This is a genomic window from Enterobacter sp. 22499 (assembly GCF_052044815.1).
GTDB classification, from domain to species: domain Bacteria; phylum Pseudomonadota; class Gammaproteobacteria; order Enterobacterales; family Enterobacteriaceae; genus Enterobacter; species Enterobacter bugandensis.
Window position 1 is genome coordinate 21913 of record NZ_JBQENR010000004.1, and the last position, 25563, is coordinate 47475.

Annotated in this window: 24 protein-coding genes; 16 read left to right on the forward strand and 8 right to left on the reverse strand. The window is 57.6% G+C overall.

The window, feature by feature from the left end:
• The first annotated feature begins 17 nt into the window (after positions 1-17).
• Both ACTJI7_RS13640 and ACTJI7_RS13645 read left to right on the forward strand, forming a co-directional pair.
• Positions 18-1070: a patatin-like phospholipase family protein gene (locus ACTJI7_RS13640; protein WP_032644971.1), complete on the forward strand. Its 1053-nt coding sequence runs from the start codon at positions 18-20 to the stop codon at positions 1068-1070.
• Positions 1067-1849, forward strand: coding sequence for a TatD family hydrolase (locus ACTJI7_RS13645; RefSeq protein WP_047367289.1), 783 nt, complete (start codon positions 1067-1069; stop codon positions 1847-1849). Before ACTJI7_RS13640 ends, ACTJI7_RS13645 begins: the two co-directional genes overlap by 4 nt.
• Here the strand turns inward: ACTJI7_RS13645 and ACTJI7_RS13650 are convergent.
• Positions 1844-2704: a YjjW family glycine radical enzyme activase gene (locus ACTJI7_RS13650; protein WP_047367290.1), complete on the reverse strand. Its 861-nt coding sequence runs from the start codon at positions 2702-2704 to the stop codon at positions 1844-1846. The two genes, ACTJI7_RS13645 and ACTJI7_RS13650, sit on opposite strands and share 6 nt — an antisense overlap.
• On the reverse strand, positions 2679-4214 hold the full coding sequence (locus ACTJI7_RS13655) for a YjjI family glycine radical enzyme (protein WP_063154842.1): 1536 nt from the start codon (positions 4212-4214) through the stop codon (positions 2679-2681). Before ACTJI7_RS13655 ends, ACTJI7_RS13650 begins: the two co-directional genes overlap by 26 nt.
• 262 nt (positions 4215-4476) lie before the next feature.
• Between ACTJI7_RS13655 and deoC the strand changes: the two genes are divergently transcribed.
• From deoC to deoD, 4 genes are all read left to right on the forward strand, one after another.
• On the forward strand, positions 4477-5256 hold the full coding sequence (gene deoC, locus ACTJI7_RS13660) for a deoxyribose-phosphate aldolase (protein WP_032644972.1): 780 nt from the start codon (positions 4477-4479) through the stop codon (positions 5254-5256).
• Positions 5257-5359: 103 nt separating this feature from the next.
• Positions 5360-6682, forward strand: a complete 1323-nt coding sequence (gene deoA / locus ACTJI7_RS13665) for a thymidine phosphorylase (protein WP_041911290.1) — start codon at positions 5360-5362, stop codon at positions 6680-6682.
• 53 nt (positions 6683-6735) lie between these two features.
• Positions 6736-7959 (forward strand): phosphopentomutase, encoded by a 1224-nt coding sequence (gene deoB, locus ACTJI7_RS13670; RefSeq protein WP_440670615.1) that lies wholly within the window; start codon positions 6736-6738, stop codon positions 7957-7959.
• Between the two features lie 89 nt (positions 7960-8048).
• Positions 8049-8768 (forward strand): purine-nucleoside phosphorylase, encoded by a 720-nt coding sequence (gene deoD, locus ACTJI7_RS13675; protein ID WP_003856538.1) that lies wholly within the window; start codon positions 8049-8051, stop codon positions 8766-8768.
• 85 nt (positions 8769-8853) lie between these two features.
• Here deoD and lplA read toward each other — a convergent pair whose 3' ends face one another.
• Both lplA and ACTJI7_RS13685 read right to left on the reverse strand, forming a co-directional pair.
• Positions 8854-9870: a lipoate--protein ligase LplA gene (gene lplA / locus ACTJI7_RS13680; RefSeq protein ID WP_047367292.1), complete on the reverse strand. Its 1017-nt coding sequence runs from the start codon at positions 9868-9870 to the stop codon at positions 8854-8856.
• A gap of 39 nt (positions 9871-9909) precedes the next feature.
• Entirely contained in the window at positions 9910-10554 is a 645-nt protein-coding gene (locus ACTJI7_RS13685) for a YtjB family periplasmic protein (RefSeq protein ID WP_028015443.1), read from the reverse strand.
• Between the two features lie 117 nt (positions 10555-10671).
• On the opposite strand from ACTJI7_RS13685, the gene serB reads away from it, so the two are divergent.
• The 3 genes from serB to nadR are packed head-to-tail and all read left to right on the forward strand — an operon-like array spanning position 10672 to position 14305.
• The gene (gene serB / locus ACTJI7_RS13690) at positions 10672-11640 is read left to right on the forward strand and encodes a phosphoserine phosphatase (protein ID WP_028015444.1); all 969 of its coding nucleotides are present in this window, start codon (positions 10672-10674) and stop codon (positions 11638-11640) included.
• 11 nt (positions 11641-11651) lie between these two features.
• Entirely contained in the window at positions 11652-13037 is a 1386-nt protein-coding gene (gene radA / locus ACTJI7_RS13695) for a DNA repair protein RadA (RefSeq protein ID WP_003856523.1), read from the forward strand.
• A 35-nt stretch (positions 13038-13072) separates the two neighbouring features.
• Positions 13073-14305 (forward strand): multifunctional transcriptional regulator/nicotinamide-nucleotide adenylyltransferase/ribosylnicotinamide kinase NadR, encoded by a 1233-nt coding sequence (nadR, locus tag ACTJI7_RS13700; RefSeq protein WP_003856522.1) that lies wholly within the window; start codon positions 13073-13075, stop codon positions 14303-14305.
• A 39-nt stretch (positions 14306-14344) separates the two neighbouring features.
• Here the strand turns inward: nadR and ACTJI7_RS13705 are convergent, their stop codons facing one another.
• Positions 14345-15346 carry a zinc-binding alcohol dehydrogenase family protein gene (locus tag ACTJI7_RS13705; RefSeq protein WP_192978895.1) on the reverse strand — a complete coding sequence of 334 codons (1002 nt, stop codon included), beginning with the start codon at positions 15344-15346 and terminating at the stop codon, positions 14345-14347.
• A gap of 108 nt (positions 15347-15454) precedes the next feature.
• Here ACTJI7_RS13705 and ACTJI7_RS13710 point away from each other — a divergent pair, with 108 nt between their 5' ends.
• Positions 15455-16354, forward strand: coding sequence for a LysR family transcriptional regulator (locus tag ACTJI7_RS13710; RefSeq protein WP_047367295.1), 900 nt, complete (start codon positions 15455-15457; stop codon positions 16352-16354).
• Between the two features lie 63 nt (positions 16355-16417).
• On the opposite strand, the gene ettA is transcribed toward ACTJI7_RS13710, so the two are convergent.
• Positions 16418-18085 (reverse strand): energy-dependent translational throttle protein EttA, encoded by a 1668-nt coding sequence (gene ettA, locus ACTJI7_RS13715; RefSeq protein ID WP_003856515.1) that lies wholly within the window; start codon positions 18083-18085, stop codon positions 16418-16420.
• 227 nt (positions 18086-18312) lie between these two features.
• Here ettA and sltY point away from each other — a divergent pair, with 227 nt between their 5' ends.
• A complete protein-coding gene (sltY, locus tag ACTJI7_RS13720) occupies positions 18313-20250 on the forward strand; it encodes a murein transglycosylase (protein WP_048960647.1) in 1938 nt (645 codons plus the stop codon).
• Positions 20251-20305: 55 nt separating this feature from the next.
• Positions 20306-20635 carry a trp operon repressor gene (trpR, locus tag ACTJI7_RS13725; RefSeq protein ID WP_024907404.1) on the forward strand — a complete coding sequence of 110 codons (330 nt, stop codon included), beginning with the start codon at positions 20306-20308 and terminating at the stop codon, positions 20633-20635.
• On the opposite strand, the gene yjjX is transcribed toward trpR, so the two are convergent.
• On the reverse strand, positions 20626-21141 hold the full coding sequence (gene yjjX / locus ACTJI7_RS13730) for an inosine/xanthosine triphosphatase (RefSeq protein ID WP_192978892.1): 516 nt from the start codon (positions 21139-21141) through the stop codon (positions 20626-20628). The two genes, trpR and yjjX, sit on opposite strands and share 10 nt — an antisense overlap.
• Positions 21142-21190: 49 nt before the next feature.
• Here yjjX and gpmB point away from each other — a divergent pair, with 49 nt between their 5' ends.
• Entirely contained in the window at positions 21191-21838 is a 648-nt protein-coding gene (gene gpmB / locus ACTJI7_RS13735) for a 2,3-diphosphoglycerate-dependent phosphoglycerate mutase GpmB (protein WP_063154838.1), read from the forward strand.
• Here the strand turns inward: gpmB and robA are convergent.
• Complete coding sequence (gene robA, locus ACTJI7_RS13740; RefSeq protein WP_028015450.1) at positions 21835-22704, reverse strand: MDR efflux pump AcrAB transcriptional activator RobA; 870 nt, start codon at positions 22702-22704, stop codon at positions 21835-21837. The two genes, gpmB and robA, sit on opposite strands and share 4 nt — an antisense overlap.
• 211 nt (positions 22705-22915) lie before the next feature.
• Between robA and creA the strand changes: the two genes are divergently transcribed.
• The 3 genes from creA to creC are packed head-to-tail and all read left to right on the forward strand — an operon-like array spanning position 22916 to position 25514.
• Entirely contained in the window at positions 22916-23386 is a 471-nt protein-coding gene (gene creA, locus ACTJI7_RS13745; RefSeq protein WP_014882476.1) for a protein CreA, read from the forward strand.
• A 14-nt stretch (positions 23387-23400) separates the two neighbouring features.
• Positions 23401-24090 (forward strand): two-component system response regulator CreB, encoded by a 690-nt coding sequence (gene creB, locus ACTJI7_RS13750; protein ID WP_192971590.1) that lies wholly within the window; start codon positions 23401-23403, stop codon positions 24088-24090.
• Positions 24090-25514 (forward strand): two-component system sensor histidine kinase CreC, encoded by a 1425-nt coding sequence (creC, locus tag ACTJI7_RS13755; protein ID WP_192978890.1) that lies wholly within the window; start codon positions 24090-24092, stop codon positions 25512-25514. The genes creB and creC overlap by 1 nt, the downstream gene beginning before the upstream one ends.
• Positions 25515-25563 lie beyond the last annotated feature (49 nt).

The window sequence follows — 25563 nt, forward strand, 5'->3', positions numbered from 1 at the left end:
AAAACAGGAAAACAGAGGTGGGGCAACGAATTCCCGTTACGCTCGGCAATATTGCGCCGCTGACGTTAAAACCGTTTAGTGCGGGTCAACTCGCACTGGTCTGCGAGGGGGGAGGACAGCGCGGCATTTTCACCGCTGGCGTGCTGGATGAATTTATGCGCGCGCAGTTCAACCCGTTTGACCTCTACTTCGGCACGTCCGCCGGGGCGCAGAATCTCTCTGCCTATGTCTGTAACCAGCCCGGCTACGCGCGAAAAGTGATCATGCGCTTCACCACGGCGAAAGAATTTTTTAACCCGGTGCGCTTCGTGCGCGGCGGCAACCTGATCGATCTCGACTGGCTGCTGGAGTCGACCTCCAGCCAGATGCCGCTGGCCATGGATACCGCTGCCCGCCTGTTTGATAGCGGCAAAGAATTCTGGATGTGCGCCAGCCGGGGGGATGACTATTCGCCGGGCTATTTCTCACCGCAGAAGGAGAACTGGCTCGACATCATCCGCGCCTCCAGCGCCATTCCCGGTTTTTATCGTACCGGCGCGCTGCTGGATGGCATCAGCTATCTGGACGGCGGCATCAGTGACGCGGTGCCGGTGCAGGAAGCCGCGCGACGCGGGGCGAAAACTATCGTGGTGATCCGTACCGTTCCGTCGCAAATGTATTACACCCCCCAGTGGTTTAAGCGGATGGAGCGCTGGCTGGGCGACAGCAGCCTGCAGCCGCTGGTGAACATCGCGAAGCAGCATGAAACCACCTACGGCGCGATGCAGCGCTTTATTGAAAAACCCCCGGGCAAGCTGCGCATCTTTGAAATTTATCCGCCTAAGCCGCTGCTGAGTATGGCGTTGGGCAGCCGGTTGCCTGCGTTGCGTATGGATTACAAAACGGGGCGGCTGTGCGGGCGTTACTTCCTGGCGACCGTCGGGAAAATGCTGGCCGAGCAACCGCCTCTGCATCGCCATAAACGCATTATTACGCCACCTGCAATTGTCGCCAATGACGCCCTGACCATGCCGCTGGTGGACATTCCGCAGGCGAATGACGCTTTACTGGATAACGAGGATCTGGCGTGACGCACCGCTTTGTTGATACCCACTGCCATTTTGATTTCCCGCCGTTTACGGGGAATGAAGCGCAAAGCATTGCGAAAGCTGCCGAAGCCGGCGTGCAGGCCATCATTGTGCCGTCGGTTGAAGCGGCCTATTTTACCCGCGTGCTGGATCTTTCCGCGCGACACTCCGCGCTTTATGCCGCGCTCGGCCTGCATCCGATTGTGATTGAGCGCCATCGTGATGAGCATCTTGAAGAGCTGGATCGGGTGCTGCAACGTGCAGGAGAGAAACTTGTCGCCATCGGCGAGATCGGCCTCGATCTCTATCGCGAAGATCCGCAGTTTGAACGCCAGCAGACGATCCTGGACGCGCAGCTTCGGCTGGCAAAGCGTCACGATCTGCCGGTGATCCTCCACTCCCGACGCACTCATGACAAACTGGCGATGCACCTGAAGCGCATCGACCTGCCGCGAAGAGGCGTAGTGCATGGTTTTTCCGGCAGCCTGCAGCAGGCGCAGCGTTTTATTGAACTAGGCTATAAAATTGGCGTCGGTGGCACCATCACCTATCCGCGCGCCAGTAAAACCCGTGACGTAATGGCGCAGCTGCCTCTCTCTGCGCTGTTACTGGAAACGGATGCCCCCGATATGCCGCTGAATGGTTTTCAGGGGCAGCCGAATCGCCCGGAACAGGCGGCGCGGGTGTTTGACGTGCTGTGTGAACTGCGTCAGGAACCTGAAGAGGTCATTGCCAGCGCGCTGCTCGAAAATACCCGTGCGGTTTTTGGTATCACGCTATAGATAAAGCGCCGGACGAATCACCGTTATCTTCTGTTTTTCCAGCGCCCACGCCAGCGGTTCAATATCCTCCTGCGTGGCGCTGCGCCATGACGCCGCCTCGCCGTAGACCCCGTGTGCATGAAACGCGTTAATACGCACCGGAACATTCCCCAGCTCGAGGATGAACGCGATCAACGGTTTGATATGTTCCAGATAATCACACTGTTCCGGGATGACCAGCAAGCGGAGCTCCGTCAAACGGTGACGGTCTGCCAGCCAACGAATGCTCTCCTTAATCTGCGGGTTTTCGCGTCCGGTCAGGAAGCGGTGATGTTCATTCCCCCACGCTTTGAGATCCAGCATTGCGCCATCCAGCACCGGCAGCAGTTTTTGCCAGCCGGTTTCGCTTAGCAGACCGTTGCTGTCTACCAGGCAGGTTAAATGATGTAGCTCAGGATCGGTTTTGATCGCGGTAAACAGGGCGATCAAAAACGGCAGTTGGGTTGTGGCTTCGCCGCCGCTCACGGTGATCCCTTCGATAAAGGGCGCGGATTTACGGACCTGAACGAGGATCTCGTCGACGCTCAGGCGGTGCGCCATGGGCGTGGCCTGCTGCTGGCACAGGCGCAGGCAGGTGTCGCACTGCTGGCAGTGACTCTCCTGCCACCAGACGCGTCCGGCCTGAATGGTCAGAGCGTCGTGCGGGCAGTGGGGCACGCAGTCCCCGCAGTCGTTGCAGCGCCCGATGGTCCACGGGTTGTGGCAGGTTTTGCAGCGCAGGTTACAGCCCTGCAGGAACAGCGCCAGGCGGCTGCCCGGCCCGTCCACGCAGGAGAAGGGGATGACCTGACTAACTAAAGCGCATCTGCTGTTCATGGCTTATCACGCGCGGCTGACGTTCCAGAATACGGGTATTGCGTGCGGCCTCTTCCCCCAGCCACGTGGTGTTCGTTCTTGAACCCGCTTCCCGGTATTTCTCCAGATCCGACAAGCGAACCATATAGCCGGTCACGCGTACCAGATCGTTACCGGCCACATTCGCGGTGAACTCACGCATACCGGCCCTGAACGCCCCCAGGCAAAGCTGAACCACCGCCTGCGGATTGCGTTTTACCGTCTCATCCAGCGTTAAAATATCGCTGATCCCGGAATGATAGTGTTTATGGTGCGGCGCTACGGCCAGCAGATGACTGACAGGATCCGGCTCGTCACCGTACGGCAGACGCGCCCCCGGCGTGGTGCCCGAATCGGAGCTGATGCCTGACTGGGCGTGCAGCATCGCGCGATGCTTCCAGCCGTGCTTCACCGGCGTATTTTCAACAAACGCCGCAAGCTGTTCGCTGATGCGATAACCCAGCGCGTTGGCCTGCTCGTCTTTCCCGTAACGCCCCGCCATGCCTGCTTTCTCACACAGTACGTTCACCGCTTCGGCAAGACCGTACATGCCAAACATCGGCACAAACCGATCGGCATCAATCAGCCCCTCTTTCACCAGGAAGCTATTCTCAAAGAAGCCGGATTGCCCGTACAGAAAATCGCAGCGCGCATCGATGATGGCGATTTGCTGCTGGCAGTAGTGCGGTAGCGTGCGGGTGAAGAAGTCGTCAATGGATGTGCTGTGTTCGGCGATTGTCTTGAGGTTAAGGCGCACCAGGGTGCTGCCACCGCCCGCCAGCGGCAGAGAGTTGTAACAGCTCACCACGCCAAAACGGCCTTTTGTGAAAATTTTATCATTCACCGGGCCGTTTGAAATATGCGGTTTGCTGCATTCACAAATGTTTTTTGCCACCTCAAGCAGTAAATCGTCTGGGGTGATCTCAGGATCGTAGATAAAGGTCAGATTGGGCGCAACCTGCTTCAGTTCAGCATCTGCACGCAGAATGGCACGGGTGACAGGGCCGTCGGCGGGCCCGATGTTGGCGTGCATAAACGCATCGGGCAGCGTTCTGTCGAGATAGCGCCAGAAACGTTTTATTCGGCTATCGATTTCTTCTTGTGTTAGAATTCTAACATACGGGTTCAGTAGTGCATCAAGCTGCCCCAGATAGACCGGCATTGATGTCACTGAAGGAACATGGTGATAGAGAATAGTTAACAGAGAGAGGGCGTCATCAAGATCTTTCGCGCCTTCCAGCTCCAGCCATTCCGAACCGTTAGCCAGGAATTTTTCATAATCCGGCAGCACGTAACGCGGTTTGTAGGGGGCATGACCTTCGTACATGTCGCAGATAAACCCCTCGTCCAGCGCGGCGCGGGCGGCCGGAGATAGCATCGGGTAGGGCAGATAATTTTCCGCTTCCAGCGCCAGAAAATGACGTTTTTGCTCCGGGGTTAACACCGGGCTTGTCACAATGTGCTGGCAACGTTGTTGCAGGGCGTCGGGCATGTTCGCTTCCTTGAATGTTCTGCGGATGATGAACGGATTGTAGGAAGCCAGCCTGCCGGCGCTTTTGATCCAACAAGGGGTATCGCTGCTTTAGTCAGCAATTTGCACGCTAAAGTTTGAACAAGATCTCATTACAGTAATGCAAATTTGTACGCAGTTTTCATTAACTGTGATGAATGTCGAAGTGTGGATGCGGGTGAATGTTAGAATACTCACAGACCCGCAAGGTAAAATTTATACGGCACTGCCGTTGGAGAATGTTATGACCGATTTAACTGCAAGCAGCCTGCGCGCGTTGAAGCTGATGGACCTGACCACCCTGAACGATGACGACACCAATGAAAAAGTCATCGCCCTGTGCCATCAGGCAAAAACGCCAGTGGGTAACACCGCCGCCGTCTGTATCTACCCGCGCTTTATCCCGATTGCGCGCAAAACGCTGAAAGAGCAGGGCACGCCGGACGTGCGCATTGCAACCGTGACTAACTTCCCGCACGGCAATGACGACATTGAGATTGCGCTGGCGGAAACCCGCGCGGCAATTGCCTACGGCGCAGACGAAGTTGACGTGGTGTTCCCGTACCGCGCGCTGATTGCCGGCAACGAGCAGGTCGGTTTTGACCTGGTGAAAGCCTGTAAAGACGCGTGTGCGGCGGCAAACGTGCTGCTGAAAGTGATCATCGAAACCGGTGAGCTGAAAGAAGAGGCCCTGATTCGTAAGGCGTCAGAAATCTCCATCAAAGCCGGTGCGGATTTCATTAAAACCTCTACCGGTAAAGTGCCGGTTAATGCGACCCCGGAAAGCGCGCGCATCATGATGGAAGTTATCCGCGATATGGGCGTGTCCAAAACCGTGGGCTTCAAACCTGCGGGCGGCGTACGTACCGCGGAAGACGCGCAGCAGTTCCTGGCGATTGCCGACGAACTGTTTGGCGCTGAGTGGGCTGACTCCCGCCACTACCGCTTCGGCGCGTCCAGCCTGCTGGCAAGCCTGCTGAAGGCGCTGGGTCACGGCGACGGTAAAAGCGCAAGCAGCTACTGATTGCCAGACAATGCCGGATGGCGCTTCGCTTATCCGGCCTACAGGATCGCAGGGCGGGTAAGCGTACCCGCCGCCATTCACCCGATTCCGCATGGAGGTTACCGTGTTTCTCGCACAAGAAATTATTCGTAAAAAACGTGATGGTCTTGCTTTAAGCGACGAAGAAATTCGCTTCTTCATCAACGGCATTCGTGACAACACCGTCTCAGAAGGGCAGATTGCGGCCCTGGCGATGACCATTTTCTTCCACGATATGTCGATGCCTGAGCGCGTGTCGCTGACCATGGCGATGCGAGATTCAGGAACCGTTCTGGACTGGAAAAGCCTCAACCTCAACGGCCCGATTGTGGACAAACACTCCACCGGCGGCGTGGGCGACGTGACTTCGCTGATGCTCGGCCCTATGGTGGCAGCCTGCGGCGGTTACGTTCCCATGATCTCCGGGCGCGGCCTGGGCCACACCGGCGGCACGCTCGACAAACTGGAAGCCATTCCGGGCTTCGATATCTTCCCGGATGACAATCGCTTCCGCGATATTATTAAAGACGTTGGCGTGGCGATTATCGGCCAGACCAGCTCTCTTGCTCCGGCAGACAAGCGTTTTTACGCGACGCGTGATATTACCGCCACCGTAGACTCCATCCCGCTGATCACCGCCTCTATCCTCGCCAAAAAACTGGCGGAAGGGCTGGACGCGCTGGTGATGGACGTGAAGGTGGGCAGCGGCGCGTTTATGCCGACCTATGAACTCTCTGCTCAGCTTGCCGAAGCGATCGTTGGCGTCTCCAACGGCGCGGGCGTGCGCACCACCGCGCTGCTGACCGACATGAACCAGGTGCTGGCCTCCAGCGCCGGTAACGCGGTTGAAGTCCGCGAAGCCGTGCAGTTCCTCACAGGCGAATACCGTAACCCGCGCCTGTTCGACGTCACCATGGCGCTGTGCGTTGAGATGCTCATCTCCGGCAAGCTGGCCAAAGACGACGCGGAAGCCCGCGCGAAGCTTCAGGCGGTGCTGGACAACGGCAAAGCGGCGGAGATCTTTGGCCGCATGGTGGCGGCGCAGAAAGGCCCGACCGATTTCGTCGAAAACTACGCGAAATACCTGCCGACCGCGATGCTCAGCAAAGCTGTTTATGCGGATGGCGAAGGTTTTGTCTCCGCCATGGACACCCGCGCGCTTGGCATGGCTGTTGTATCTATGGGCGGTGGTCGTCGTCAGGCATCGGACACCATTGATTACAGCGTCGGCTTTACCGATATGGCCCGTCTGGGCGACAGCGTCGACGGCCAACGTCCGCTGGCGGTGATCCACGCGAAAGACGAAGCCAGCTGGCAGGACGCGGCGAAAGCGGTGAAAGCGGCAATATCTCTTGACGATAAAGCACCGGAAACCACACCGACGGTCTATCGTCGTATCACCGAATAGCGGTATACTGATCTGATCGCATTTTTATGAAGCACTAAGTACGGAGAACAATTATGAAACGTGCATTTATTATGGTGCTGGACTCATTCGGCATCGGTGCAACCGAAGATGCAGAACGTTTTGGTGACGTGGGTTCCGATACCATGGGTCACATCGCGGAAGCCTGTGCAAAAGGCGAAGCGGACAACGGTCGTAAAGGCCCTCTGACTCTACCTAATCTGACCCGCCTCGGGCTGGTAAAAGCGCATGAAGGCTCTACCGGTAAAATCGCAGCCGGTATGGACGGCAACGCGGAAGTGGTGGGCGCCTACGCCTGGGCGCACGAGCTCTCTTCCGGGAAAGATACCCCGTCCGGTCACTGGGAAATCGCCGGTGTGCCGGTGCTGTTTGACTGGGGCTACTTCTTCGATCACGAGAACAGCTTCCCGCAGGAGCTGCTCGATAAGCTGGTGAAGCGTGCCAACCTGCCGGGCTACCTCGGTAACTGCCACTCTTCCGGCACCGTGATTCTGGATCAGCTCGGCGAAGAGCACATGAAAACCGGCAAGCCGATTTTCTACACCTCTGCTGACTCCGTGTTCCAGATTGCCTGCCACGAAGAGACGTTTGGCCTGGATAAACTCTACGAGCTGTGCGAAATCGCCCGTGAAGAGCTGACCGAAGGCGGCTACAACATTGGCCGCGTAATCGCGCGTCCGTTTATCGGCGACAAAGCGGGTAACTTCCAGCGTACCGGTAACCGTCATGACCTGGCCGTTGAGCCACCGGCGCCAACCGTGCTGCAGAAGCTGGTCGACGAGAAGGGCGGTCACGTGGTGTCCGTGGGCAAAATAGCGGATATCTACGCCAACTGCGGTATCACCAAAAAAGTGAAAGCGACCGGTCTGGATGCGCTGTTCGATGCCACTATCAAAGAGATGAAAGAAGCAGGCGATAAGACCATTGTCTTCACCAACTTCGTGGACTTCGACTCCTCCTGGGGCCACCGTCGCGATGTAGCCGGTTATGCTGCGGGCCTGGAGCTGTTTGACCGCCGTCTGCCGGAGCTGATGGAGCTGGTGGGGGGAGATGACATTCTGATCCTGACCGCAGACCACGGCTGTGACCCAACCTGGACCGGTACCGACCACACCCGTGAGCACATTCCGGTACTGGTGTACGGCCCGAAAGTGAAGCCGGGCTCGCTGGGTCACCGTGAAACCTTCGCGGACATCGGCCAGACCCTGGCGAAATACTTTGGTACGTCTGACATGGAATATGGTAAAGCCATGTTCTAAATCATGTTGGGTGCGGTCTGATGCCCTCACCCCGGCCCTCTCCCACAGGGAGAGGGTGAAAAGAATAAACAATGTAAAAGGAACTGAAGATGGCAACTCCTCACATTAATGCAGAAATGGGTGATTTCGCTGACGTCGTATTGATGCCGGGCGACCCGCTGCGCGCGAAGCACATTGCAGAAACCTTCCTCGAAGACGTGCGTGAAGTGAACAACGTTCGCGGCATGCTGGGCTTCACCGGTACCTATAAAGGCCGCAAAATATCCGTTATGGGCCACGGCATGGGTATCCCGTCCTGCTCCATCTACACCAAAGAGCTGATCACCGATTTCGGCGTGAAGAAAATCATCCGCGTAGGCTCCTGCGGTGCGGTGCGTATGGACGTTAAGCTGCGTGACGTGGTGATCGGCATGGGCGCGTGTACCGACTCTAAAGTTAACCGCATCCGCTTTAAGGATCATGACTTTGCGGCAATCGCTGACTTTGACATGGTGCGTAACGCGGTTGACGCGGCAAAAGCACTGGGCGTTGACGCACGCGTGGGCAACCTGTTCTCTGCCGATCTGTTCTACTCGCCAGAAGGCGACATGTTCGACGTGATGGAAAAATACGGCATCCTGGGCGTGGAAATGGAAGCGGCCGGTATCTACGGCGTGGCGGCTGAGTTTGGTGCGAAAGCGCTGACCATCTGCACCGTGTCTGACCACATCCGTACCCACGAGCAGACCACCGCTGCCGAGCGTCAGACCACCTTCAACGACATGATCAAAATCGCGCTGGAATCCGTTCTGCTGGGCGATAAAGAGTAAGAGCTGTTGTGCCGGGTGGCGGCTTCGCCTGACCCGGCCTACGGTTTTCCAGGCCCGCTAAGCGCAGCGCCAGCGGGCTTTTTTACTAGCGTACTGCCTGCGCAATCCATGCCGATAAGTCCCGCAACTCTTGTTCCTGCTCCGGGAAATCCCCCATTAACGCGTCGCACTCCTGCTGCAGCATATCCGCCCGATACAAACAGCCCTGCAAGCGGGCCGCCAGCGCTTCCAGCGGTGCCGGGTTGAGGCTGTCCGTAAACACCTGCGTACGGGTAATGTGGCCTTTCTCCACGTCAAAGTGCAGCTCCACGCCGCCCCAGGTAAAACGTTCGTCCAGCAGGTGTGAAAACGCCGGGGCCTGGCCGAAGTTCCATTCCCAGCTGCTCTGGCGTGCAAAGGTTTCGGCGAAGTTGGGCAGATCCGGGGTCTTATCCGGCGAAATCACTTCCGCATCCACGCGCTCGCCGTAATGTTCAAAGAACGCTTCACGAATCGCGTCGCAAATCTGCTCGTGCGTAATCCCCGCCAGCAGCTCCACCAGATTCGCCACGCGTCCGCGCACGGAGGTGATGCCCTTAGCCTGAAGCTTTTTCTTGTCAGGATTCAGGTAGTTTGCCAGACGGCTGAGATCGGCGTTCAGCAGCAGGGTGCCGTGGTGGAATCCGCGATCCAGCGTTTCGCGATAGGCGGAGCCGGAGACCTTGCGGTCGCCCTCGGGCGTTTTGACCACGAGATCGTTTCGCCCCGAAGCTTCAGCCGTCACGCCGAGCGCATTGAGCGCGTTGAGGACGATGGACGTTGAGATGGTTTTGTCGTACTCCGGTTTTCCCGCCATAAAGGTAAAGCAGGTATTGCCCAGATCGTGAAATACCGCGCCGCCGCCGCTGCTCCGGCGCGCCAGGCGGACGTTGTCCTCTTCCATACGCCGGGTGTTGCACTCTTTCCACGGGTTTTGCGCGCGGCCGATGACCACCGTATCGGCGTTACGCCAGAGAAACAGGACGCGCTGGGTGGCGGGCATCTGGCGGAAGATGCACTCTTCAACCGCGAGATTAAACCAGGGATCGTGAGAGTCAGAGATAAGCAGGCGTAACGTCGTCATGGCAGAGTTCCTTTTCCATATCTTTCGCCTACTTTATCACTATTCCTTCTTCTCGCTCTCTTCGTCTTCGGGAACCGACCTGCTGGCGGTCAGCAGGAACGGCGACTGCTGCCAGCGGGTACGCTTGCCCTGAAGCAACGTGCGCGCCAGCACGACGCCAATCGCCAGCGAGAGTAACAGCATCAGGCGCAGAATATTGGTGGTGTTATCCACCTGCTTAGCTTCTGTTGGCAGGGTGTGGGTATCCAGCGTCAGGCGCAGATACCCCAGCGGGCCATTTTTACCCTGAACGGGTTCGACAATCTGCTGGTTGAAATAGCCTCCGGCTTTTTTGCCGTCCAGCGCCAGCCTGTCGCGCACGTCGACGTGCTCACCGGCGCGGGCAATCAGGTCGCCTTTTTCATCGTACACGCCCGCATCCAGAATGCGGCTGTTTTCCGTGAGCTGACGCAAGACCTGGCCTATCCGCTTATCGTCCGGCGTTTCATTGCGCATCAGGGGCGCAACGTTGAGCGTCACCTGACGCGCCAGGGTACGGGCCAGCTCTTCAAACTGCGGGTTGCGCTGCCGCTGATGATTCTGGCTAAACCACGATGCCCCTTGCATCAATGCGACTAACAGTGCGAGACAGATCAGGACAATCACGGCGCGATGAAGCCGGAATTTCAGTTTTGCGCGAGCCATATTCCACCTGCTGAAAATTTAGGGCTTAATGTTGCCAGAAGTGATGGTTACAGGGTAGCCTCATGCGTTATTTTCCCTCTGGAACCTTCCGGCGCGAACAAAATTACAGGAGCTTTAATGCCGAACATTACCTGGTGTGACCTGCCAACGGATGTCTCTTTATGGCCAGGATTGCCGCTCTCTTTAAGTGGCGATGAGGTGATGCCTCTGGATTACCACGCTGGCCGTAGCGGCTGGCTCCTCTATGGACGCGGTCTGGATAAGCAACGCTTGACCCAGTATCAAACCAAACTGGGCGCGGCGATGGTCATTGTTGCCGCCTGGTGCGTGGAAGATTACCAGGTCATTCGCCTCGCGGGTTCCCTGACGCAGCGCGCCACGCGTCTGGCGCATGACGCCGGGCTGGACGTAGCGCCTCTCGGCAAAATTCCGCACCTGAAAACGCCGGGTCTGCTGGTGATGGACATGGACTCCACCGCTATTCAGATCGAATGTATTGACGAGATTGCTAAACTGGCAGGCAGCGGTGAGCTGGTGGCGGAAGTCACCGAGCGTGCGATGCGCGGCGAGCTGGACTTCACCGCCAGCCTGCGCCAGCGCGTGGCGACCCTGAAAGGGGCCGATGCTAACATCTTGCGCCAGGTGCGCGACGTGCTGCCGCTGATGCCGGGGCTGACGCAGCTGGTGCTGAAGCTCCAGTCCCTCGGCTGGAAAGTGGCGATCGCCTCCGGTGGCTTTACCTTCTTTGCGGATTATCTACGTGAGAAACTGCATCTGACCACGGTGGTCGCTAACGAGCTGGAAATCATGGACGGCAAGCTGACCGGCCAGGTGATCGGCGATATTGTGGATGCCCAGTACAAAGCCAATACCCTGACGCGCCTGGCGGAAAAGTATGAGATTCCGGTCGAGCAGACCGTCGGCATTGGCGACGGCGCGAACGATCTGCCAATGATCAAAGTGGCTGGCCTTGGCATTGCCTACCATGCCAAACCAAAAGTGAATGAAAAGACGGAAGTCACTATCCGTCACGCTGACCTGATGGGAGTGTTCTGCATTCTCTCCGGCAGCCTTAATCAGAAATAACGAGGTAAACCGTGGCGAAAGCTCCAAAACGCGCATTTGTCTGTAATGAATGTGGTGCGGATTATCCGCGCTGGCAGGGGCAATGCAGCGCCTGTCATGCCTGGAACACCATCACCGAAGTGCGTGGTGTGGCGGCTTCGCCGAGCGTGGCCCGCAATGAGCGCCTGAGCGGCTATGCGGGCAATGCAGGCGTGTCGAAGGTGCAAAAGCTTTCTGATATCAGCCTGGAAGCGCTGCCGCGCTTTTCCACCGGCTTCAAAGAGTTTGACCGCGTGCTCGGCGGCGGCGTGGTGCCGGGCAGCGCGATTCTGATCGGCGGTAACCCGGGGGCGGGGAAATCGACCCTGCTGCTGCAAACGCTCTGCAAGCTCGCCGAACAGATGAAAACCCTGTACGTGACGGGTGAAGAATCCCTCCAGCAGGTGGCGATGCGTGCTCACCGTCTCGGCCTGCCGACCGGTAACCTGAACATGCTGTCGGAAACCAGCATCGAGCAGATCTGCATGATCGCCGAAGAAGAGCAGCCGAAGCTGATGGTGATCGACTCCATCCAGGTAATGCACATGGCGGACATTCAGTCCTCGCCGGGCAGCGTGGCGCAGGTGCGTGAGACCGCCGCTTACCTGACGCGCTTTGCCAAAACGCGCGGCGTGGCGATTGTGATGGTCGGCCACGTTACCAAAGATGGCTCTCTGGCGGGTCCGAAGGTGCTCGAACACTGTATCGACTGCTCGGTGATGCTCGACGGCGACGCGGATTCCCGCTTCCGCACCCTGCGCAGCCACAAGAACCGCTTCGGCGCGGTGAATGAGCTGGGCGTGTTTGCTATGACCGAGCAGGGGCTGCGCGAGGTCAGCAACCCGTCGGCCATCTTCCTGAGCCGCGGCGATGAGATCACCTCCGGCAGTTCGGTAATGGTGCTGTGGGAAGGGACGCGCCCGTTGCTGGTTGAAATTCAGGCGCTGGTGGATCACTCGATGATGGGTAACCCGCGGCGCGTGGCGGTCGGTCTGGAGCAGAACCGCCTGGCGATCCTGCTGGCGGTGCTGCACCGTCACGGCGGGCTGCAGATGGCGGATCAGGATGTGTTCGTCAATGTGGTTGGCGGGGTGAAAGTCACTGAGACCAGCGCAGATCTGGCGCTGCTGCTGGCGATGGTCTCCAGCCTGCGCGACAGACCGCTGCCGCAGGATCTGGTCGTCTTCGGTGAAGTGGGTCTGGCCGGGGAAATCCGTCCGGTGCCGAGCGGCCAGGAGCGTATCTCCGAGGCGGCAAAGCACGGCTTCCGTCGGGCTATCGTTCCGGCCGCTAACGTGCCGAAAAAAATCCCGGAAGGGATGCAGGTCTTTGGCGTTAAGAAACTCGCAGATGCGTTAAATGTCTTTGACGACTTATAATTACGTATTCGATTTTGCAGGAGGCACCGTAATTTATGTCATCATTTGACTACATCAAGACCGCGATCCGCCAGAAGGGCTGCACGCTGCAGCAGGTGGCGGACGCCAGCGGCATGACCAAAGGCTACCTGAGCCAGTTGCTGAACGCCAAAATCAAAAGCCCCAGCGCGCAGAAGCTTGAAGCGCTGCACCGCTTTCTGGGGCTGGAGTTCCCGCGAATGCAAAAGAACATCGGCGTGGTGTTCGGCAAGTTTTATCCGCTGCATACCGGGCATATCTATCTGATCCAGCGCGCCTGTAGCCAGGTGGACGAGCTGCACATCATCATGGGCTACGACGAAACGCGCGATCGCCAGCTCTTTGAAGACAGCGCCATGTCGCAGCAGCCCACCGTACCGGACCGCCTGCGCTGGCTGCTTCAGACCTTTAAGTACCAGAAAAACATTCGCATTCATGCCTTTAATGAAGAGGGCATGGAGCCGTATCCGCACGGCTGGGACGTGTGGAGCAACGGCATCAAAGCGTTTATGGAAGAGAAGGGCATTGCGCCTAACTGGATCTACACCTCTGAAGAGTCCGACGCGCCGCAGTTCCGCGAGCATCTGGGCATTGAAACCGTGCTGATCGATCCTAAACGCACCTTTATGAACATCAGCGGGGCGCAGATCCGCGAGAACCCGTTCCGCTACTGGGATTATATTCCGACCGAAGTGAAGCCGTTCTTCGTGCGTACGGTGGCTATTCTGGGCGGCGAGTCGAGCGGTAAATCAACGCTGGTCAACAAGCTGGCGAACATCTTCAACACCACCAGCGCGTGGGAGTATGGACGCGATTACGTCTTCTCTCACCTCGGCGGCGACGAGATGGCACTGCAGTATTCCGACTACGATAAAATCGCGCTCGGGCACGCCCAGTACATTGATTTCGCGGTGAAATACGCTAACAAAGTGGCGTTTATTGATACCGATTTCGTCACCACGCAGGCGTTCTGTAAAAAGTACGAGGGGCGCGAGCACCCGTTCGTGCAGGCGCTGATTGACGAATACCGCTTTGACCTGGTGATCCTGCTGGAAAACAACACCCCGTGGGTGGCCGACGGCATGCGCAGCCTGGGCAGCTCGGTGGACAGGCGCGAGTTCCAGACCATGCTGGTGGAGATGCTCAACGAGAACAACGTTGAGTTTGTGCATGTGGAAGAGTCGGATTATGACACCCGCTTCCTGCGCTGCGTCGAGCTGGTGAAGGAGATGATGGGGGAGCAGGGGTAATAACTTCCCCCTCGCCCTTTTGGGGTGAGGGGGAATACCTCAGAACTCAACCACCACCTTCCCGCGCATATGCCCCTCCAGCACCTTACGGTGCGCTTCGGTAATGCTTTCTACGCTCAGCCCGTGCAGCGTTTCGCTGAGCGAGCTTTCCACCACGCCGTTATCCACCAGCTTCGCCACCTCATTTAAGATCTCACCCTGACGCGCCATATCAGCCGTCTTGTACATGCTGCGGGTGTACATAAACTCCCAGTGCAGGGCGGCGGATTTGGACTTCAGCTTGTCCTGGTTCAGCGGATGTTCATTCTCAACGATGGAACAAATATGCCCCTGCGGCGCAATCAGTTCGCTGACCGCATCCCAATGCCCGTCGGTGTCGTTGAGGATGAAAATATAATCCACGAAGGTAAGCCCCTGCTTCGCCAGCTCGCCTTTTAGATCGCGGTAGTTGACCACTACGTCAGCACCGCGATCGCGGCACCATTGGGCGGAATCTTCTCGTGAAGCGGTTGCGATAATCTTCACCTTGCTGTTGTGCTTCGCAAACGGGATCGCCAGCGATCCCACGCCGCCCGCGCCGCCGATGATCAGCAGGGTTTTGTCCGTTTCGGCGTCCTGAATATTCAGCCGTTCAAACAGACCTTCCCACGCGGTGAGCGCAGTTAAGGGTAGCGCAGCGGCTGCCGCCCAGCCGAGGCTGGCAGGCTTGTGGCCGACAATGCGCGCATCTATCAGCTGATGAGTGGTATTGCTGCCCGGGCGGGTGATGTCGCCCGCGTACCACACCTCATCACCTGGTTTGAAGCCGGTGACGCCAGCTCCAGCGGCTTTGACGACCCCGCTGGCATCCCACCCCAGAATTCGCGGCTCGTTCAGCCCATTTTTGGCGATGCCTGCATGCACTTTGGTATCAACCGGGTTAATCGATACGGCTTTCACCTCTACCAGCAGATCGTGTTCGCCAGGCGTCGGCATTGGCGGTGTGATTTCAATGAAGGTAGACGGATTTTCTGGGTTAACGGCAATGGCTTTCACTGACATGGTGTGCTCCTCAATGGAATGCGTTTTGTTGAGGCTAGTCTATTAAGTGGCCAGCCGCATGATAAGATGGACAATCATGAACTCAGCGTTCGTACAGGGTGAACAATCATGTTTAAACAGCTGCAGGATATGGCGTTGTTTGCGCTGGTGGCGGAGATGGGCAGTTTTACCGCGGCGGCGCAGAAAGCCGAACTGCCGAAATCCAGCGTCAGCCAGCGGATCAGCCAGCTGGAGCAGCAGGTAGGGATCCGTCTGCTTAACCGCACCACGCGCAGAATAAGCCTGACCTTTGCAGGCGAGCACTATCTGGTGCACTGTCGGGAGATGCTGGCGGCCAGCGAGCGGGCGGAGTACGCCATTCAGCGCCTGCGTGAAAACCCCAGCGGCAGGCTGCGTATTACCTGTCCGGCGGGGATTGGCGCGACCCTGCTGGCGCATATGAATGCCGAGTTTCAGCTTCGCTATCCTGACGTGTCGCTCGATGTATCGATCTCTGACGACGTGGTGGACCTGGTCGAGTCCGGTTTTGACGTGGCGCTGCGCACCGGCAAGCCGCAGGACTCATCTCTGATAGGCAGAATGATCGGGCACTGCCCGCGTTACATGCTGGCCTCGCCGGATTATCTGGCACGCCGGGAGCCGTTAATCCATCCCCGACAGCTGGTGGAGCACCGCTGTATTACGCACCGGGCGTGGTCGGAGTGGCTGCTGCGAAGCGAGGGTGAGGATTACCGCTACCTGCCGGACAACGGCCACATGACCGATAATCTGGTGTACGCCCGCGAATGCGCGATTGCCGGGGCGGGGATCACGCTGCTACCCGCATTTCTGCTGGAAGATAAGATCGAAAAGGGGGCGTTGGTTCAGGTGCTGCCGGAATGGCGCGTTGAAGGTAACGATCTCTGGCTGGCCTATCCGAGCCGGAAGCTGAATTCGCCCGCGCTGATGAGCTATATCGAGTTTGCGATGCAGTTTGATGAGGTGAAGCGGTATTACGTGGGTGGGTGATGTTGTGCGGCCTGATGCCCTCACCCTGAATAAAAAACGGCAACCGAGGTTGCCGTTTTGCTTTTATTTCGCAATACGCTTGTACTTAATACGCTTCGGCTCCAGCGCGTCTGCGCCCAGCGTGCGTTTTTTGTACTCTTCGTATTCGGTGAAGTTACCTTCGAAGAACTCCACTTTACCTTCGTCCTGGTAGTCCAGGATGTGGGTCGCGATACGGTCCAGGAACCAGCGGTCGTGCGAGATAACCATGGCGCAGCCCGGGAATTCCAGCAGGGCGTTTTCCAGTGCGCGCAGGGTTTCGATATCCAGGTCGTTGGTCGGTTCATCGAGCAACAGAACGTTACCGCCCACCTGCAGCAGCTTCGCCAGGTGCAGACGACCACGCTCACCGCCGGACAGCTCGCCCACGCGTTTGCCCTGGTCGGTGCCCTTAAAGTTAAAGCGGCCAACGTAGGCGCGGCTTGGCATCTCGGTGTTGCCGATACGCATGATATCCAGACCGCCGGAGACTTCTTCCCACACGGTTTTGCTGTTATCCATCGCGTCACGGAACTGGTCAACGGAGGCCAGCTTCACGGTTTCACCCAGGGTGATTGAGCCGCTGTCTGGCTGTTCCTGACCGGACATCATACGGAACAGGGTCGATTTACCCGCGCCGTTCGGACCGATGATGCCAACGATAGCGCCTTTCGGTACGGAGAAGGTCAGATCGTCGATCAGCACGCGGTCACCGTAGGACTTACGCAGGTTGGTTACTTCAACCACTTTATCCCCCAGACGTGCTCCAGGTGGAATAAACAGTTCGTTGGTTTCGTTACGTTTCTGGTATTCGGTGTTGTTAAGCTCTTCGAAGCGTGCCAGACGGGCTTTGCCCTTAGACTGACGGCCTTTCGCGCCCTGACGAACCCACTCCAGCTCTTTCTCGATAGACTTGCGACGGGCCGCTTCCTGAGACGCTTCCTGCGCCAGACGCTGATCTTTCTGCTCCAGCCAGGAGGAGTAGTTGCCTTCCCACGGAATACCTTCACCGCGGTCCAGCTCCAGGATCCAGCCGGCGACGTTGTCGAGGAAGTAACGGTCGTGGGTAATTGCCACCACGGTGCCTTCGAAGTCGTGCAGGAAGCGCTCCAGCCACGCCACGGATTCCGCATCCAGGTGGTTGGTCGGTTCGTCGAGCAGCAGCATGTCTGGTTTTTCCAGCAGCAGGCGGCACAGCGCCACGCGGCGGCGTTCACCACCGGAGAGATTCGCGATTTTCGCATCCCAGTCCGGCAGACGCAGAGCATCCGCCGCGCGCTCCAGCTGCACGTTCAGGTTGTGACCGTCATGCGCCTGGATGATCTCTTCATATTTGCCCTGCTGAGCAGCCAGTTTGTCGAAGTCCGCATCCGGCTCGGCGTATTTGGCATACACTTCATCCAGACCTTTCAGCGCGTTAACCACTTCGGATACCGCTTCTTCAACGGATTCACGTACGGTGTGTTCCGGGTTCAGCTGAGGTTCCTGCGGCAGGTAGCCGATCTTGATGCCTGGTTGCGGACGGGCTTCACCTTCGATGTCTGTATCGATGCCGGCCATGATGCGCAGCAGGGTGGACTTACCGGCACCGTTGAGACCCAGCACACCAATTTTTGCGCCCGGGAAGAAGCTCAGCGAGATATTTTTAAGAATATGACGTTTCGGCGGGACAACTTTGCCGACACGATGCATGGTATAAACGAATTGAGCCACGTGGACTTCGCCTCTTTTATCGTAAATGAGAAGGAATTTCAGCCTCGAAGTGTAGCCTTTTTCACGCCCTAATCCCAGCCAGGAACGTCGGGAGTGTTAAAACGCGCAAGAAAGGTAAAAAAGTGTCCATGACGTGGCGCGTTGCTGGATGCCTGGTTAGCATAAGTTGTTGTGACTTTGACGTGGCAAGACGCTGCAATTGACGAAAAAACAATGAGGAAGAGCTTGTGGAAAAAGCCAAACGGGTGGTCTGGCGTCTGCTGGCTGCCAGCGTATGCGTAATGGCGGTAAGCCAGGCGGTGCATGCCGATTCACTGGATGAACAACGTAACCGCTACGCCCAGATTAAACAGGCGTGGGACAACAAGCAGATGGATACCGTGCAGGCGCTGATGCCGACGCTGAAGGATTATCCGCTGTATCCGTATCTGGAGTATCGCCAGATTACCGACGATCTGATGAACCAGCCGACCGTCACCGTGAATAATTTCATTCAGGCGAACCCGACCCTGCCGCCTGCCCGAAATCTCCAGTCTCGTTTTGTGAATGAGCTGGCGCGGCGTGAAGACTGGCGCGGCCTGCTGGCGTTTAGCCCTGACAAGCCGAATACCACCGAAGCGCAGTGTAATTACTACTATGCGAAATGGGCGACCGGGCAGCAGGAAGAGGCCTGGGCCGGGGCGAAAGATCTGTGGCTGACCGGCAAAAGCCAGCCGAACGCCTGTGATTCCCTGTTCGGCGCATGGCGCGCTTCCGGCAAGCAGGATCCGCTGGCCTACCTTGAGCGCATCCGCCTGGCGATGAAAGCCGGCAACACGCGTCTGGTGACCGCGCTGGCAGGGCAGATGCCGTCCGATTACCAGACGATCTCCTCGGCGGTTATCGCGCTGGCAAACGATCCGAACAGCGTCCTGACCTTTGCCCGCAGCACGGGCTCGACCGATTTTACCCGCCAGATGGCGGCGGTGGCTTTTGCCAGCGTGGCGCGTGACGATGTCGAAAACGCGCGGCTGATGATCCCGCAGCTGGTGCAGGCGCAGCAGCTGAATGAAGATCAAACCCAGGAGCTGCGCGACATCGTGGCCTGGCGACTGATGGGCACGGACGTGACCGACGAACAAGCGCGCTGGCGTGACGATGCGATCATGCGCTCAAACTCGACCTCGCTTGTCGAGCGCCGCGTGCGCATGGCGCTGGGCACCGGCGACCGCCGTGGCCTCAACACCTGGCTCGCGCGTTTGCCAATGGAAGCCAAAGAGAAGGACGAATGGCGCTACTGGCAGGCGGATCTGCTGATGGAGCGCGGTCGTGAAGACGAAGCCAAAGAGATTCTTCACTCGCTGATGCAGCAGCGCGGGTTCTACCCGATGGCGGCGGCGCAACGGCTGGGCGAGGAGTACACGCTTAAGATCGACAAAGCGCCCGCTAACGCGAACCCGGCGCTGACGCAGGGGCCAGAGATGGCACGCGTGCGCGAGCTGATGTACTGGAACATGGATAACACCGCGCGCAGCGAGTGGGCCAACCTGGTGACCAGCCGCACCACGGATGAAAAAGCGCAGCTTGCCCGCTATGCGTTTGATAATCGCTGGTGGGATCTGAGCGTGCAGGCGACGATTTCAGGCAAGCTGTGGGACCATCTCGAAGAGCGTTTCCCGCTGGCGTATAAAGATCTGTTTGACCGCTACACCAGCGGCAAAGATATCCCGCAAAGCTACGCCATGGCGATTGCCCGTCAGGAGAGCGCATGGAACCCGAAAGTTCGTTCACCGGTGGGTGCCAGCGGGCTGATGCAAATTATGCCGGGGACGGCGACGCATACGGTGAAGATGTTCAACATTCCAGGTTACAGCAGCCCGTCACAGCTTCTCGATCCGGATACCAACATCAACATCGGCACCAGCTATTTGCAGTATGTCTATCAGCAGTTTGGCAATAACCGCATCTTCGCGTCGGCGGCGTATAACGCCGGTCCGGGCCGCGTGCGCACCTGGCTTGGCAACAGTGCAGGACGCATTGACGCAGTGGCGTTCGTGGAGAGCATTCCGTTCTCGGAAACGCGCGGCTACGTGAAGAACGTGCTGGCTTATGACGCCTACTATCGCTACTTCATGGGGCAGAAAGATACCCTGATGAGCGATGCCGAGTGGCAGAGACGTTACTGATCGGCATGGGTTGTGTTATGCTGTACTCGCTAAAGAGTACAAGAGGCAGCATAACATGACCCAGCATTCCCCGTATTCCTCGGCAATGGCCGAACAGCGTCACCAGGAGTGGCTTCGTTTTGTGGAGCTGCTTCGCCAGTCTTACGAGCAGGATTTGCACCTACCCCTCATGCAGCTGATGCTGACGCCGGACGAGCGTGAGGCGCTGGGCACGCGCGTGCGGATTATTGAAGAGCTATTGCGCGGTGAGATGAGCCAGCGCGAGCTGAAAAACGAGCTGGGCGCGGGCATCGCGACGATCACCCGTGGATCGAACAGCCTGAAGTCTGCGCCGGTTGAGCTGCGCCAGTGGCTCGAGTCAGTCTTATTGAGCGATCAACGATAAATGGCGTTATGAAACGGGCTCAGCGCCAGGATCACCGCCTGATGGTAAACCCCTGAACGCGTGAGCTTACCCGCCGTAAAGACGCCAATTGCCCCTTCTTTACGCCCAATCTCATCAATGCCGGTGTACTGTGACATCACCGGCCCGAGCGCTTCACCTGCACGCACTTTTTCCAGAATGATCTCCGGCAGCGGCAGGGTGGCTGAGCGCGCTTCGCCGCGCTGCTCACGGCTTTCAATCACTACCCAGCTAAAGGTTGCGCCTTCGTCGATGCCTGCTTCAATGGCGACCCAGAAGTCAGCCTTCGGGGCCGCGGCTTTTGCATTTGCCACGCGATTTCGTGCGCCAGCGCGCGTTTCCTCGCTGCCAAACGGCTGTTCAGGTACGCCACTCTCGACGCCGATGGCCTCAATATGGCAGGATCCTTCGCCGAAAATCTCTTCAAAAGCCTCTAGAATTGCCTGAATTTTGGCAGGATTGGTGGTAGCAGAGACAACATGGTGCATAATTAAGCTCGATTCAAAAAAACTCATCGCAGTATAACGGAAAAAAAGCATGTTACAGGTATACCTTGTTCGCCACGGTGAAACGCAGTGGAACGCCGAGCGACGTATTCAAGGCCAGTCAGACAGTCCTCTCACCGAGAAGGGTGTGCAGCAAGCGTGGCAGGTGGCGGAACGCGCCAGAACGCTGGGCATTACCCACGTTATTACCAGCGATTTAGGTCGCACACAGCAGACGGCGCGCATCATTGCCGACGCCTGCGGCTGCGATGTGATGCTTGAGCCGCGCCTGCGCGAGCTGGATATGGGCGTGCTGGAAAAGCGCCATATTGATACGCTGACGGAAACGGAAGAGAGCTGGCGCCGCACGCTGGTGAACGGTACCGAAGATGGTCGTATTCCTGAAGGGGAATCCATGCAGGAGCTGAGCGTGCGTATGCATGCCGCGCTGGCGGAATGCCTCAAGCTTCCGGCAGGCAGCCGTCCGCTGCTGGTGAGTCACGGTATCGCGCTCGGCTGCCTGGTGAGCACCATTCTGGGGTTACCGGCTTACGCTGAGCGTCGGTTACGCCTGCGTAACTGCTCCATTTCCCGGATTGATTATCAGGAAAGCGCGTGGCTGGCGTCGGGCTGGGTCGTGGAAATGGCAGGGGACATTTCGCATCTCGATGCCCCTGCGCTTGATGAACTGCAGCGTTAACGACGGACAGGAATCAAGAATTCCATACGCAGATTGATTGGGCCTTCTTCCGGTTTGGCATCCTGCGCCGGGTAGTAGCGCTCGATATCCTGACCTTTACGGCGATTCAGATTCAGCATTGGCATGCAGGTCCCGTAAACGGTCAGGATAAACTCCTGGACGCCCGTACCCAGTCCTTCATACGAGAACATCACGTACTCGCCGCCTTCCAGCACGACCGGCTTCGAACCCTGAATGTAGCCATTCGCCAGCTCCGGCGTCAGCGCGGTGGTGTAAAACACCTCCTGCTCGTCGTCTTTTTCCTGGCTTGGGTGCGTTTCGTTGAGGCCATACAGGATCGGCGGAATGGCCGGCGCATGGCTCAGGAAATCGCGCCAGAACTGGACGCGCATCTGATGGCGGAACTCAGAAATCTGCTCCAGAGAGCACGAGTAGCTCTGGGTTGTACCGATCAGATGGGTTTCCGGCAGAGTGACCATTTCGTATTTCGGCATCGCGAACTCGCCCAGACGCAGCGGCGGACGCATGCCAAACGAGCTCCAGTCAGGCGAGCGGCGATAGAGCGCTGGCGTCAACGAGAACTGTTTTTTAAAGGCGCGGGTGAAGGTCTGCTGCGAATCAAAACGGTACTGCAGGGCAATATCCAGAATTGGCCGCGCGGTCAGGCGCAATGCCACCGCAGATTTCGATAAACGACGTGCGCGAATATAGGCACCGATAGCATGACCGGTGACATCCTTGAACATCCTTTGCAGATGCCACTTGGAATAGCCCGCTTTAGCCGCCACATTATCCAGTGACAAAGGCTGGTCGAGATGACCTTCCAGCCAGGTGAGCAGGTCGCGAATAATTCCAGCCTGATCCATATACTATCCTCATCCTTAAAACAGCAGGTGCCTGATAACAGGTTAGCGGATAATAGCATTTTTTGATGTTTTAGCATTCAGTGTTTTTTTTGCGCATTAATGCCTTTTCTCTCTCATTTTGGGTGAATATATTCTAATCCTGTGATCTTGCTACATTTTTGACTAACGTGTTGAATAATCGCTCAATGCAATTTTAAAGAATGGTAACAATATGAAATACAAGACTTTGCTTCTTACTGCCCTGTTACTGGTAGCGGGCCGTGCGGCGCAGGCGGAACAGATTGGTTCTGTCGATACCGTGTTCAAAATGTTCGGTCCGGACCACAAAATTGTGGTGGAGGCGTTTGACGATCCGGACGTGAAAAACGTCACCTGCTACGTCAGCCGCGCGAAGACGGGCGGTATTAAAGGCGGCCTGGGGCTGGCGGAAGACACTTCCGATGCGGCGATCTCCTGTCAGCAGGTGGGACCGGTTGAGCTGAGCGATAAAATCAAAAACGGCAAAGCGCAGGGCGACGTGGTGTTCCAGAAACGGACCTCGCTGGTGTTTAAAAAGCTGCAGGTGGTGCGTTTCTATGATGCAAAACGCAACACCCTGGCCTACCTGGCGTATTCCGATAAAGTGGTGGAAGGGTCACCGAAAAACGCCATTAGTGCGGTGCCGATTATGCCGTGGCATTAATTCAGGGATGAACCATGCAACAACCTGTAGTCTGGCTGGTTGAAGACGAAACCAGTATCGCCGATACGCTTATCTACATGCTTCAGCAGGAAGGATTTGCAGTAAAAGCGTTTGAGCGCGGTTTACCGGTGCTGGAGGCGGCGCGCCAGCAGGCTCCGGCGCTCGCCATTCTTGACGTCGGGCTGCCGGACATCAGCGGCTTTGAGCTCTGTCGCCAGCTTCTGGCGCAGCATCCGTCACTGCCCGTGCTGTTTCTGACGGCACGCAGTGACGAAGTGGATAAACTCCTCGGCCTGGAAATGGGCGCAGACGACTACGTCGCCAAGCCTTTCTCCCCGCGTGAGGTGTGCGCCCGGGTAAGGACCATTTTACGGCGGATGCAAAAATCCGCCGCCCCAGCGGAGACGGTGCGTATCGGAAAGTTTGAGCTGAACGAAGCTGCCGCGCGAATTAGCTGGTGCGGTGAAGCATTACCGCTCACGCGCTATGAGTTTTTGCTGCTTAAAACGTTACTACAGGCTCCGGGACGGGTTTTCTCTCGTCAACAGTTAATGGACAAGGTGTGGGGTGAAGACGGCGACAGTTACGATCGTACCGTGGACACTCACATCAAGACCCTGCGCGCCAAGCTGCGGGCAGTGAATGAGGAACTGTCACCCATCAGCACCCATCGCGGTATGGGCTATAGCCTTGGGCTTTATTAATGCGCATCGGAATGCGTTTGTTGCTGGGGTACTTCCTGATCGTTGCCATCGCCGCATGGTTTGTGCTGTCGATCTTTGTTCAGGAAGTGAAGCCCGGCGTGCGCAGGGCAACCGAGGGCACGTTGATCGATACTGCGACCTTGCTCGCCGAAGTTGGGCGTGAGGATCTTCTTTCGGGCAATGCGCAGCAGGGCAGACTGGCGCAGGCCTTTTTACAGCTCCATCAGCGGCCTTTCCGCGCCAATATCGGCGGCATTCATAAGGTGCGCAACGAGTATCACGTCTACATGACCGATGCGCAGGGCCGCGTCGTGTTTGATTCTGCCGGCCTGGCCGTGGGGCAAGATTACTCTCGCTGGAACGATGTCTGGCTGACGCTTCGCGGCCAATACGGCGCGCGCAGTACCCAGAGCCATCCCGACGATCCGGAGAGCACGGTGATGTATGTTGCCGCACCGGTTGTGGAGCAGGGCAAGATTATCGGCGTGCTGTCGGTGGGGAAACCGAACAGCGCGATGGCACCGGTGATTCACCGCAGCGAGCGACGGATATTGTGGGCAGGCGGGGCGCTGCTTGGCATTGCTTTACTGATCGGTTTTCTCGTCGTCTGGTGGATCAATCGTTCCATCAGTACGTTATCGCGCTATGCCGACTCGGTGACCACTGATACGCCTCTCCCGCTGCCTAATCCAGGCAGTAGCGAACTGCACAAGCTGGCTCAGGCGCTGGAAAATATGCGTATTCGCCTTGAGGGGAAAAACTACATTGAACATTATGTCCATGCGCTGACCCACGAGCTGAAAAGCCCAATAGCCGCCATACGCGGCGCGGCAGAAATTCTCACCGAGCAGCCGCCGCCGCAGGTGGCCGCGCGGTTTATCGATAATATTCTGGTGCAAAACGCGCGTATGCAGTCGCTGGTTGAAAAACTGCTGACTCAGGCGCGGCTTGAAAATCGGGTCGAGATTACGCCCCAGGCCGTCCGCGTCGACCTGCTGTTTACACGGCTTGCCGACGCGCGTTCGGCGCTATTGGCGGCAAAAAAGATTGCGCTGACCCTCCAGCCCGCTTCGCTTCTTGTTGAAGGCGATCCCGACCTGCTCGAACAGGCGCTCGGTAATTTACTGGATAATGCTATCGATTTTACCCCACAGGGCGGTGCCATTGAACTGGCGGCCCAGGAAGAGCAGGGGCAGATACGGCTGATCGTCACCGACAGCGGAAGCGGGATCCCGGATTATGCGCTGGAGCGTATTTTTGAGCGCTTTTATTCCCTGCCGCGCGAGAACGGGTTGAAAAGTAGCGGACTCGGGCTGGCGTTTGTTCAGGAGGTGGCGCGTCTGCACCACGGAGAGATTACATTGCGTAATCGTGATGAAGGTGGCGTGATAGCCACGCTGACACTTCACCGTCCCTTCACATAACTTCAAACTGGCCCCACACAGCCTGGTTACGCTCTCCACATCACAAAGG